Consider the following 12615-nt stretch of genomic DNA (forward strand, 5'->3'; position numbering starts at 1 on the left):
GATCTTTTAGGCTAGAGAGCATCTTTTCCTTCGTCTTTGCCATCTACGCGATGCTTAAGAGTAACCGCTTTTTGTAGAATAAGGTTGTTAGGATAAGTGACAAGTTCTCCTTCCCGTGTTCTAAGGTGAAGATGGAAAGCCTTAATATCCTCGATCTCTGCCTCAATATCCAGATCCTTATCGTGGATCTTGATAGTATCACCGATCTTATATGGAAAGGAAAAGAATAGAATGATTCCGCTGGTTACATTGCTCAAAATAGACCAGATGGCGAACAATGCAACTCCAATTACCGCGAATACAGATGAGAAGATCAATGATAGATCTGTTAATCCAACACCCCAGGCGAGCGCCAGTAGGAATGCAGCGATAAGAATGATAAGAATATTAATGTATTTAAACATCAACCTGGTGCGGGTGATGTTAATCTCGCCTCTACGACCTACCTTGTTCGCGGCCGTTCTCAGTAAAAATTGTATTAGAAGTAAAATAAATAGTACTGCAAGTGAATACAGTAATTCATAGCGGTAGGTGAGAAGTAATTCCTTCATTAATCTAGTTCTAATTTCTCGCGCAAATGTAAATCTTTATTCGAATTTTTATTCCAGTAATCGGTTCTTAATCGTGCTTTTTTCGTGGCAGTGGTCGTTAAAATTTCTGCGTTAGGACTATTGTCTACTGGAGCTGATTCTTCCCATTTTTCAATAGTAAAAGGATGTATTTTATTAAGATAAATCTTTATGGTTCGATTTAATTGCGGATAGTACAACTGGTAGACATGAAACTGCTCATTGGTAAGAAATTGTCCTTCAGCATTTAAGGCATTTACCGGTATATGGTTTAATCTTATAAATTCAAGTGATGGAAGCATCTTAAAGGTTCCTACCGGAACACGATCAAGATCGATTCTTAGTAAATTCCATATCTCATTTTCAAGATGAATTGGATTTAATTTTAAATATTGATCTGCTTCTCCGGCAAAATAAGAGTGACTGGTAATATCAAAATCGTCCCGGTTATTTAATTGCATAAAAACCTGGCCACACCATTCCTGAACTGATGCTGAAATTTTTAGCGCATGTTCATTTCCGTTGAGAGGAAAGAAGCTACTCTGCATGATGCTATAAGGATAGATACCAGTATTGAAATTCTTGGTACTGTTCAGTTTGAGGATAGAAACTTTGTTGAAAGTTTCATCACTTGATTTAACTAACTCTGTTACCGAAAAGTCTTCAGTTACATAAATAAGCGTAGCAGTGCCTTTTCGTAGTTCACCATAACGGGATTGTTCGAGATCGTAAGTAGTAATTTCTGCTTTTCCGGAATACCAGTAGTCCTTAAATTCTTCAGTTAATCTGAATTCGTTTCCGTAGGATTCCCTGTCTGCACAGGAAATGATAAGCATTGAAATCGCGAAAAGTGTAAGGTATCGTTTCATCGTTATGATGACAATTTACGAATTTTACTCTTTAAGTATGCGTTTAAGGGTTTTATAGACCAGATTCGTAGGTAAACCAACCACATTAAAGTAGCTTCCGCTAATAGATTCGATCCCAATTAAACCTATCCATTCCTGTATGGCATAACCACCAGCTTTATCGAAAGGTTTATAATTAGCTACGTAGAACTCAATCTCTTCTTGCGTAAGATCTGCAAATGTTACTTTGGTGGTGTAATTTAGAACTTCCTGCTTCTCTCTATAGGTAAAACATACCGAAGTAATGACTTCGTGTTCTTTACCTGATAGCATGTTGATCATTTCCACGGCGTGATCATGATCTCTTGGTTTTCCAAGTGCCTTAGCAACACAATACACAATGGTATCACTCGTAATCAATATCTGGTTTGCTTGTAGATTTTTGAATGCTTCTGCCTTTAATTTTGAAAGAAAATCTGTGATCTCTCTGCCTTCTAGAATTTCGGGGTAGATCTCGTCTACAGAGCGCACATCTATGGTCACAGGAATTAGAAGATCTTCGAAAAACTTCTGTCTTCTGGGCGAGCCTGATGCAAGAATGATCTCGTGGTCTTTTATTAAATTCTGAATCATAGTTAAAGGATTATAAATTGTAATAGGCCTGTAGATAGTAAACCGAAAAATAATACAGCTTTTAAAAGTTTACTTAACCTTGAGTATTCAGATTTTTTTGATGCTGTCCAGATATTTACCTGGAAGAATAATAGTGGAGCGAGCAAAAGAAATAAGGCGTAGACCACAGCAGCCGTGTTTCCGAAGAGATATTCATAAACATAATAGATCAGGAAACCTATAGGTGCAAGACCTAATAAGAACAATATCTGATTTGTGCGTTTTTTACCAAGTGCGATAGGCAATGTTTTGTAACCGGCATTGTAATCTCCATCAATATCCTCCTGATCCTTTACGATTTCACGAAGCAAATTCACCAGGAATGCGAAGATGGAATAATCGATCAAAATAGAGAATATCGTGGATTGTGTAGTTTGATTCTGCGGAGTGATCGCAGGTAGCAGGTCATAAAGTCCAACACCTATTGGGATCAAACCTACGATAAGGCTTACCAGAATGTTCCCTATAAGAATGCTTTGCTGAAACTGGGAATTGTAGAGGTACAAAATTGCCGAGCCAAATATAAAAAATGCTGCAAAACCCGGCACACCAATCATGTTGGAAACGTAAAATCCTAAGCCAACACCAATAATGCTCAACACGAAGAACATGCTGTATGCACTTTTTTCAGAAATACCGCTTTGAATATAGGTTTTGGATGGCTTATTTTTTTGATCGGCTTCTACATCAAAAATATCATTGATCACGTAACCAGAGGCAGCAACCGAAACTACTGCCAGTACCAGCATGGAAAATCCAAATAGGTTTAAGGTGATCGCCACACCAAACGGCTCGAACAAACCATATTTAATTAGATACATGGTAAGGGCAATAAACAGCAAATTTCCTGGCCTTATCAGCTTAAAATAATCCAACATTTATGAATTCTTTTCCATCCATTTTCCCTGAACTTTCATCACTTGCTCGATCACGTCCCGAACACAGCCTTCCCCTCCATTTTTATGAGATACGTACAATGAAATTTCCTTTAATTCTGGAACTGCATCCTGCGGGCAACAAGGCAATCCTACCAATTTCATAGGATAGTAATCTGGAATATCATCACCCATGTATAATACCTGCTCCGGTTTAATGTCGTAAATGTCAAAGAATTCATCCATTTGCTCCACTTTATCGTCCACTCCAAGATAGATATCGGTAATACCAAGCCCACGAAGTCGCTCGCGAACCCCTTCATTTTTACCGCCGCTAATAATGCATACGGTAAATCCAGCTTTTAGAGCCATTTTCATAGCATAACCGTCCTTGGTATTCATAGTTCTTAAAAGCTCGCCTTTGGTTGAAATCTGTAATGAACCATCGGTTAATACGCCATCAACATCAAATACGAATGTAGTGATCTGGTTGAGGTATTCTTTATAACTTTTTTCCATGTGTTTTTTGAATAGAGTCGGTTAGTGCTTTATAAATTATTTTTCGGTCCTCATTCAGCATTTCTAAATGAGTTTCGATTGTATTTTTGTCGTTTCTCAGGGCTGGACCAGTTTGAGCGTCATATGGGGGCAGATCCTGAATCTTATCGAAAGTCTCCTGAATAAGCGGCCTTAAAATATCAAATGGTAATTCGTTTTCATGACAATAATCTGCCGCTATGGTGAACAGGTGATTAGTAAAATTGTTCACGATCACTGCGGAAAGGTGCAAGGCTCGTCGTTGTTCCGAATTTACCTCGAAAACCTTTGAAGAGATTATATCTCCTAACTCCTTCAGTTTCGCAAGATTTTCTTCTGAATTAGCCTCGATACAAAGAGGAATGTCTGAAAAACTTACTTCCTTATTTTTACTGAAGGTTTGCAATGGATAAAATATTCCGAAGTTATCTAATATCGATAAACTATCCATCGCTACACTGCCGGAAGTATGAACTACAAGTCCCGTGTTAATACTTAATTTTTGAGCGACCTCAGAAATTGCTTCATCTAGCACTGCAAGAATGTAAATATCTGCTTCAGCCAGCTTAGCATAATCACTTATGACTTCAGGAGTATTTCCAATAAAGTCTAATTTTTCAGGTTTCCGGCTAAACAATTGAATCACATCAACTTCAGGCGTTAACTTGAAGTTTTGGTATAAATGAATACCAACATTGCCGGCACCCAGGATGACTACTTTTATCATGCGGCTAAATTACCAAAATTTTCAAGGTTTAGAAATTAACAGGTGTTGACTTGAGATTCGCCGTATTCGCCGCATAGAAACGATAAAATATCGTTAAATTTGCAGCCGTTAAAAAGACACTTTTTCATGCAGAAAAAAATAGCCTCTATCCTTTTTTCTACCCGAATAATGGCCGTCCTGTTTATCATCTTTGCAATTGCCATGGCCATGGGAACTTTTATAGAAAGCTGGTACAGTATCGAAACGGCAAGAATTCTAATTTACAATACCTGGTGGTTCGAAGGAATCATGTTATTTCTTCTCATCAATTTCATTGGGAATATTAAGCGATATAAGCTTCACGAAAAAGAAAAATGGAGTAGTTTATTACTACATCTTTCATTTATCCTCATCTTAATTGGAGCTTTTGTAACCAGGTATATTAGCTATGAAGGGGTGATGCCAATTCGTGAAGGTGAAACTACCAATAAGTTCATGACATACGAGACGTACCTGACCTTCTTTATAGATGGTGAGATCGATGGAGAGGCGAGAAGACGAGTGCTACAGGAAGATGTTCTTTTTGGTCCTGAAGTGGAGAACGACTATGTTCTTAATACCGATTTTAATGGCACGCCTGTAAAATTTGAAGTTACGAATTTTATTCATGGTGCAGAAGAAGCTCTGGTTCCTACAGAAGATGGTGAGAATTATCTTAAGATCGTAGAAGCAGGGGACGGTTCAAGACACGACCATTATCTTAAAGAAGGTGAGGTTAGCAATATCCACAATACCTTATTTACGCTTAATAGTCCTCAGGATGGCGCTATCAATATTCAGCTTACTGAAAATGGGGAATACCAGATAGATTCTCCATTTGAAGGGACCTATATGCGTATGGCAGATCAAAAGCAGGGAACTTTAGTTAGTGATTCTACACAAACTCTCATGTTGAGGTCGCTTTATAATGTTGGAAGCATGCAATTCGTAATTCCGGAACCAGTGGTTACCGGGGAATATGATGTAATGCCTACTAACCCAAAAACGAAGCAGGATCTTGATGCCGTAACGCTGGATATAACAGCCAATGGTAAGACAGAAACGATCACATTGTTGGGCGGACAGGGAACTGTAGCAGATCCACAGGCGATCAATTTTGACGGATTGGAAGTTTTTGTTAATTACGGCAGTATTGAAAAAGAACTGCCATTTGCTTTGAAACTGAACGATTTCATTGCAGAAAAATACCCTGGTACTGCAGATAGAGCAACACCTGGTTACGCAAGTTTCAGGAGTGAAGTGGAGATCGTGGAAGATGGAGAAAAACCTGAACCTTATTCTATTTATATGAATCACGTACTGGATCATAAAGGTTATAGATTTTTCCAATCGAGTTTTGACCCGGATGAAAAGGGTACAGTACTTTCTATAAACCGTGATTTCTGGGGAACCTGGATCACTTACATAGGTTATTTCTTATTGTATTTCGGACTTATGTGGATATTGTTTGATAAAGGTTCCCGTTTTGGTAATCTAAAAGTGATGCTGGAAAAGATCAAAGACAAGAAAAAGGCACTGGCAATAGTAGCATTAATGCTAATGTCATCTGTTGGTTTTTCTCAAGATGAGGATCATGCTCACAATCAGAATTCGAAACAGCAGATCGATAGTATCATTGTATCTAATGCTGTGAAAGAAGAGCACGCTGATAAATTTGGAAGATTGATCATTCAGGATGCCGGAGGAAGAATGAAGCCTGCAAATACATATTCTTCAGAATTACTTCGAAAATTAAGTAAAAGTGATACTTATGCTGGTTTAAGTTCAGACCAGGTGCTGGTTTCTATTACTGAAAATCCTGCATTCTGGTACCAGGCACAGGTTATTTATGTAGAAAAGAAGAACGATAGTCTGCACCAGATCCTTGATGTAGAAGAAGGTAGAAAATACCTTGCTTTGATGGACTTTTTCGACGAAAAAGGAGGTTATAAACTTTCTCCTTACCTGGAAGGTGCTTATAAAGCAGCTGTTCCGAATAAATTTCAGAAGGATTTTATAGAGACAGATAAAAAAGTAAATCTTTTATACCAGGCAGTACAGGGAAAAGTACTTAAAATATTCCCTATTCCTGAAGACGAGAATAATAAATGGGTTTCCTATCCTGAACTCGATGAAACCAATTTCACAGGAATGGACTCGGTTTATACAAAGCAGATCCTTCCGCTATATATGAGTGCTCTTAAAACTGCACGGGAGACCAGCGATTACGAAAAAGCAGATCAGTATTTGGAAAGCATTCAAAGCTTTCAGGAGAAATTTGGGGGAGATGTAATGCCTTCCGAAGATAAAGTGAATGCTGAGATTTTATACAATGAATATGATGTCTTTAGAAACCTGTTCTGGATGTACATGCTTGCTGGTCTGGCCATGCTGGTGTTTGTGATTGTCCAGATCTTTAAGGACAATAAAATTATACGAGCTCTTATTTATACCGGTGCGGCGGCGATCATCATTCTTTTTGTAGTGCATACGGCAGGACTTGCGGCCAGGTGGTATATTTCTGGACACGCTCCCTGGAGTGATGCGTATGAGTCGATGATCTACGTGGCTTGGGCTACTATGTTCTTTGGGCTGGCCTTTGGTAGAAAATCAAATCTTACGATCGCATCTACTGCTTTCGTTGCTTCTATGATCCTTATGATCGCACACTGGAACTGGATGGATCCGGCAATTGCCAATCTACAGCCGGTACTAAATTCATACTGGTTAATGATCCACGTGTCTGTGATCGTTGGTAGTTATGGTCCGTTTACACTGGGAATGATCCTTGGAGTGGTCTCGCTGCTATTAATGATCCTTACCAATGACAAGAACAAGAAGAAAATGGACATTAATATAAAAGAGATCACGATCATTACTGAAATGGCATTGACGGTTGGTTTAGTAATGCTGACGATCGGAAACTTCTTAGGTGGCCAGTGGGCTAATGAGAGCTGGGGACGTTACTGGGGCTGGGATCCAAAAGAGACCTGGGCTTTGATTAGTATTATGGTATATGCCTTTGTGATCCATATGAGACTGGTTCCAGGTTTACGAAGTAGATGGTTTTTTAACCTAATGGCGATTATTGCTTTTGCAAGTATCATGATGACCTATTTTGGAGTGAATTTCTACCTAAGTGGTTTGCATTCCTATGCGAGTGGAGATAAGGTGATCACTCCAACATTTATCTATTATACTTTAGGTGCTGTAGCAATTTTAGGAACTGTATCCTACTTTAAATACAAGAAATACTTTGCTAAGAAGTAGATAAATTTTAAAAAATTTTGATATCAAAAAAAAAGCCTGCTTCTATAAGCAGGCTTTTTGATTTCAAGGTAATTGATTATTTAAGATTTCCAACCATGTCTTTTGGATCTACCCATTCATCAAATTCTTCGTTTGTGACATAACCTAGATTGGCAGCTTCTTCTTTTAAGGTCGTACCATTCTTATGGGCTGTATTAGCGATTTCAGCAGCTTTGTAATATCCTATTTTGGTATTCAAAGCAGTAACCAGCATTAATGAGTTATTTAAATGCTCTTTGATGCGTTTGTCGTTGGCTTCGATCCCACGTGCACAATGTTCTTCGAAAGAGAGACAGGCATCACCTATAAGCTGTGCACTTTGTAGCAAAGCGTTTGCCATTACCGGTTTAAAAACGTTTAGTTCGAACTGTCCTTGCATTCCGCCTACGCTCATGGTTACATCGTTCCCCATGACCTGGGCACAAACCATGGTAAGTGCTTCACACTGGGTTGGATTAACCTTACCAGGCATGATGGAAGAACCTGGTTCGTTAGCTGGGATATTGATCTCTCCAATACCACTTCTTGGTCCGGAAGCAAGCATTCTGATGTCATTTCCTATTTTGTTCAGCGAAACAGCAATCTGTTTTAATGCTCCGTGAGTTTCTACAAATGCATCATGGGCTGCCAAAGCTTCAAATTTATTTCCAGCAGAGATAAAAGGCATCTCCGTGAATTTTGCGATAAACTCAGCAACCCTTTTTGAATATCCTTTCGGAGTATTAAGCCCGGTTCCTACCGCAGTTCCACCTAAAGCAACTTCAGATAAATGTGGTAAAGTGTTTTCCAGTGCTTTTATGCCATAATCCAACTGAGCTACGTAACCGCTGAATTCCTGACCTAGGGTTAGGGGAGTGGCATCCATAAAATGCGTACGCCCTATTTTTACGGTATGCTTGAATTCTTCAGATTTCTTCTTTAAAGTATCTCTTAGTTTCTTCAACCCGGGAAGAGTATTCGTAGTCACTTTTTTATACGCAGCAATATGCATTCCGGTCGGGAATGTATCGTTTGAAGATTGAGATTTATTCACATCATCATTTGGCTGAAGTGTTTTTTCCCCTTCACCAATATTCTTACCTGCGATCTGGTGAGCTCGGTTTGCGATCACTTCGTTCACATTCATGTTGCTCTGTGTACCACTTCCGGTTTGCCAGATCACCAATGGAAACTGATCATCGTGTTTACCCTCCAGGATCTCATCACAAACCTGAGAGATAAGGTCTCTCTTTTCCACAGGGAGAACTCCAAGTTCACAGTTTGTATATGCAGCAGCTTTCTTTAAGTAAGCGAAACCATATATAATATCAAGTGGCATGGAGGACGCAGGTCCAATTTTGAAATTATTACGGGAACGTTCAGTTTGAGCACCCCAGAGTTTATCTGAAGGAACTTTAACTTCCCCCATGGTATCTTTCTCTATTCTATAGTCCATATTTTAAAAATTGGTTGTTTCGCAAAGTTAATATTTCGCTAATCTTATTAATCTAAAAAAACTTTAAAATTGGTGGTTCTTATATTCTGAATTAATTTGATGGCAAATCGGCTTTTGATCACTTCAAAAAACCCTGAAACTCTATCTATTATAGATTATCATGATGGTTTAAAATATTGTTATACATTATTTTAAGTATTAAATAGGGGGAAAACCCCTTTTCATTGCAGCTCAACTAGCCTTATTTTTAGTCTATTGTTTAACTACATTCATTAGTAGTTTCAATATCCCTCGTAAGTTGTAGTACTAATGATGATGGTCCTGCAGATTTAGATCAATTTCTGAATGCTGATGTAAACGGAGTTCTTTTTAACTCATCTAATAATTCTGCTGCTCTGAGCTTCCATAAAGATTATAATTCCATGGGAACGGTTAGTTTGAATGTACGATCTATTTCTGATAATGTTGAGATTCTCGATTTTCAGATCGATAATTTTGCCGGCATTGGAATTTACAGTCTTGGTGGCCAGGTTTTCAACAAGAACTGGTTGAGTTTTAGTACTCACGGTCAGGAGCTATGGGCAATTATGCCTAATGGTTCTCTATAAGACAGGACCAACTATATCGAGATCACGAGCAATTTTGATGATCGTATCGAAGGAAAGATCTCCTGTAGTAAATTGTGGAACGAACAGCAATGTAATTACGCACCAATAGAGGGGCAATTTAAGTTGAATATTCGGCTTTAATCTCATCAATCAAAAGACGAACAATTCCCTAAGTTTATTAATTCTTTAAAAAGTGCTCAAATTCCTGTGATAAGCGATCAGGTATTTATATCTTTGACCTGATTTAAATCAAACTTTACCATTATGTTCGAATTCGATCAATACCTTGGATTTTTAGCGTTCCTTACGATATTAACGATGGGTTTCTGGCTTATGATCTTCCTGGTAGCTTTCGTTCCTTATTGGATCGGTGGGTCTGTTGGAGAATTGATCAAAGAAAAACGTGAAGCTCGTAAAAAGGCTAAAGCGGAAAAAGCATAAAAAAAAGGGACTTATTTAAGTCCCTTTTTTTATTTCCTGTTATACCAGAATTAGTATTCCCCTTCATCGAAATCTTCGTCACCACCTCTACGGTTCTGTCTTTGTTTTTTCTGGTTGAATCTATAGATCATGGATATTGTCACATTCTGTCCCTGTCTCCACTGAAATTCACTATCTCTTTCATATGTATCGGTTAAGGTATAAGAATCTCTTTTTCTTGAGTTTAACAAGTCACGAACGTTTAAAGAAATAGTCGCTCTTTCCTTGAAAATATCTTTGCTAAAAGCCAGATCCAGAGAAAGAATGCCTTCCTGAGTTCCCTGTACACCTTCAGCTGCACCTCTGTAAAAAGCATTCGTTTGCCAGTCAATCTTAGCAGGAAGCGTCACTTTAGAACTAAAACGAGCGAACCAGCTATTGTTTTCAGCATCATAACTTCTACCATTATAATCACCTTCAGTTTTAAATCTGAAGAAATTAAAACTACCATTCAGTCTCAACCAATCTGCTGGATTATATAATAAGCCTAATTCGGCACCTGTACGGTCATTACTGGAAAGATTAACCGGGATCGTACGTACGATATTCGTTCCTGCAACATTGTCTTCAATTCTTTCGAATGAATCGGTTTCATGTTGATAATAGATAGAAGAGGTCAAAGTAAGCTTCTCCCATCTTTTCAAGTATCCAAGATCGAAAGCATTTGAGTATGCCGGACTTAGATTAGGATTCCCCTGGAATACATTATTGGTACTACTACGAGAAGGGAAAGGATTGATAAACCAACCTCTAGGTCTGTTAATCCTTCTATTGTAACCTAATGTAATATTTTCTTCTTCAGCAACCTCGTAGATAAGGTTTACAGTTGGAAATAGTCCCAGGTAATTATTATCAAAATCTGTATCTATAGGTATACCAAAAGCTTCTTCTAGTTGAGCATCTGTAAGTTCGCTTTCGATCTTACCCTTCAGCTGCGTATTTTCTAATCTCAACCCAAGTAAAAAGGAAATCTGCCCAAATTTACTACCATATTGAGTATAAAGTGCATTTACATTTTCAGTATAATCGAATTCGTTTGTTAGAGTTTCATTCAGAATAAAACTACCTGAATTCACATCTTCCTGAAATAATTCATAATCTGTTACTTCATTCTCGAAATTACCACGGTAACCGGCTTCGAATTGAGAATTTTCTCCTAGAGGAAGAACGTAATCAGTTTGAATTAAAATTTCTGTTTGATCTTCGATCTGGTTAACGTTCTCACCAATCAAGGCAAAATCTATATTACCAGGATTGTCAAAAATATCTTCCGTAATTCTGGTAGCCTGAGTTTCACCATCGATCTCATACTGGAAATCTGCGGTTAGGGTGTGACCCTTATCATCAAAATTATTGATGTAGTTTAAAGCAAATTGCCAGCTATTATCATCTTCCTCCTGTCTTTCGCGACGTTCGGTCTGCAGAACAAGACCAGCATCACTCGTGAAGTAATCAGAATTATTCGTAGTAATATCCACATCATTACCACCTCTGTAGAAAATTGTTCCAGTTACAGATGATTGATCGTTTAGAAAGTATTCCATACCAAAGTTGGTATTGAAATTTCGGCTGAGTCGATCGATATCCCTGTCTTCGTAGATTCTGGAATAATCTGTTGAACTATTTTCAAAATATCTGGTATCGAAAAATCCGCCACCTGGGGATTCATTATATCGAACTCCCGTTGTTGTAAATAAATTGAACTTTTCTGTACGGTAGTTAAGGTTCGCATTTGCACCTGCATTTGTTGGAGTACCAACATTCACCGTGAAAGAGCCATTAAAACCAAGTGTCTCCTTTTGGGTAAGAATAATGTTCAGGATACCAGCAGTACCTTCTGCATCATATCTTGCGGAAGGAGAGGTGATAACCTCTACACGTTGTATAGCGTCTGCCGGTAAATTATTCAGAACATTAGTGTCACCAAATCCAGCCATTGCTGAAGGCTTACCATTGATAAGAATCTTAACATTTTCATTACCACGAAGGCTTATTCCTCCATCAATATCTACAGTAACAGATGGCACGTTGTTTAATGCATCACTTACTGTTCCTCCGGCAGTGGTAAGATCTTTTCCAATGTTGTAGATTTTCTTGTCAAGTCTTACATCTACTTGTGTAGTTTCTGCCCGAACAACTACTTCGTCAAGATTTTCAGATCCTAAACCAAGCAGTATAGTTCCCAGGTCCAGATCTGAATTTACATTTCGGTTCTTGAAGACTTTGGATTCGTAAGAGATAAATTCTACGGTGATCGTATAGGTACCTTCCTGCACCGTGATCTCAAATTCACCATCTATATTGGTAACAGTTCCATCCACTTTTGAAGGATCGTTGGTATTCTGAACTGCGACAGTAGCGTATTCCAGAGGAACATTTAGCTCGTCGTCCAGAACCTTACCGGAAATGGTGTATTTTTTAAGAGGTGAAGGGCCCTGAGCATTAGATTTAAAACTCAGCAAGCCGATAAACAGGAATAGTAAACTTAAGGTGTAGATCTTCCGATTGGTCATTATATAATTTTACCCTATGACCAT

The 12615-nt window shown here is 38.3% G+C and carries 11 protein-coding genes; 3 read left to right on the forward strand and 8 right to left on the reverse strand.

The window, feature by feature from the left end:
• Positions 1-11: 11 nt before the first annotated feature.
• The 6 genes from ACNKXS_RS10890 to ACNKXS_RS10915 are packed head-to-tail and all read right to left on the reverse strand — an operon-like array spanning position 12 to position 4228.
• Complete coding sequence (locus ACNKXS_RS10890) at positions 12-551, reverse strand: mechanosensitive ion channel domain-containing protein (protein ID WP_295180240.1); 540 nt, start codon at positions 549-551, stop codon at positions 12-14.
• The gene (locus ACNKXS_RS10895) at positions 551-1438 is read right to left on the reverse strand and encodes a septum formation inhibitor Maf (protein ID WP_417920869.1); all 888 of its coding nucleotides are present in this window, start codon (positions 1436-1438) and stop codon (positions 551-553) included. Before ACNKXS_RS10895 ends, ACNKXS_RS10890 begins: the two co-directional genes overlap by 1 nt.
• 24 nt (positions 1439-1462) lie before the next feature.
• A complete protein-coding gene (locus ACNKXS_RS10900; protein WP_417920870.1) occupies positions 1463-2050 on the reverse strand; it encodes a Maf family nucleotide pyrophosphatase in 588 nt (195 codons plus the stop codon).
• 2 nt (positions 2051-2052) lie between these two features.
• Positions 2053-2967, reverse strand: a complete 915-nt coding sequence (locus tag ACNKXS_RS10905) for a geranylgeranylglycerol-phosphate geranylgeranyltransferase (protein WP_417920871.1) — start codon at positions 2965-2967, stop codon at positions 2053-2055.
• Positions 2968-3483: a KdsC family phosphatase gene (locus ACNKXS_RS10910; RefSeq protein ID WP_417920872.1), complete on the reverse strand. Its 516-nt coding sequence runs from the start codon at positions 3481-3483 to the stop codon at positions 2968-2970.
• Positions 3467-4228: a Rossmann-like and DUF2520 domain-containing protein gene (locus tag ACNKXS_RS10915; protein WP_417920873.1), complete on the reverse strand. Its 762-nt coding sequence runs from the start codon at positions 4226-4228 to the stop codon at positions 3467-3469. The genes ACNKXS_RS10910 and ACNKXS_RS10915 overlap by 17 nt, the downstream gene beginning before the upstream one ends.
• Before the next feature lie 126 nt (positions 4229-4354).
• Between ACNKXS_RS10915 and ACNKXS_RS10920 the strand changes: the two genes are divergently transcribed.
• Positions 4355-7516 (forward strand): cytochrome c biogenesis protein CcsA, encoded by a 3162-nt coding sequence (locus ACNKXS_RS10920; RefSeq protein ID WP_417920874.1) that lies wholly within the window; start codon positions 4355-4357, stop codon positions 7514-7516.
• Between the two features lie 76 nt (positions 7517-7592).
• On the opposite strand, the gene fumC is transcribed toward ACNKXS_RS10920, so the two are convergent.
• Positions 7593-8990: a class II fumarate hydratase gene (fumC, locus tag ACNKXS_RS10925; protein WP_417920875.1), complete on the reverse strand. Its 1398-nt coding sequence runs from the start codon at positions 8988-8990 to the stop codon at positions 7593-7595.
• Between the two features lie 422 nt (positions 8991-9412).
• Between fumC and ACNKXS_RS10930 the strand changes: the two genes are divergently transcribed.
• A complete protein-coding gene (locus ACNKXS_RS10930; protein ID WP_417920876.1) occupies positions 9413-9598 on the forward strand; it encodes a hypothetical protein in 186 nt (61 codons plus the stop codon).
• Between the two features lie 264 nt (positions 9599-9862).
• Positions 9863-10039: a hypothetical protein gene (locus ACNKXS_RS10935; RefSeq protein WP_026916335.1), complete on the forward strand. Its 177-nt coding sequence runs from the start codon at positions 9863-9865 to the stop codon at positions 10037-10039.
• 50 nt (positions 10040-10089) lie between these two features.
• Here ACNKXS_RS10935 and ACNKXS_RS10940 read toward each other — a convergent pair whose 3' ends face one another.
• Entirely contained in the window at positions 10090-12591 is a 2502-nt protein-coding gene (locus ACNKXS_RS10940; RefSeq protein ID WP_417920877.1) for a TonB-dependent receptor, read from the reverse strand.
• Positions 12592-12615: the final 24 nt, after the last annotated feature.

It is taken from the genome of Christiangramia marina, assembly GCF_048285865.1.
Taxonomy (GTDB): Bacteria; Bacteroidota; Bacteroidia; order Flavobacteriales; family Flavobacteriaceae; genus Christiangramia; species Christiangramia marina.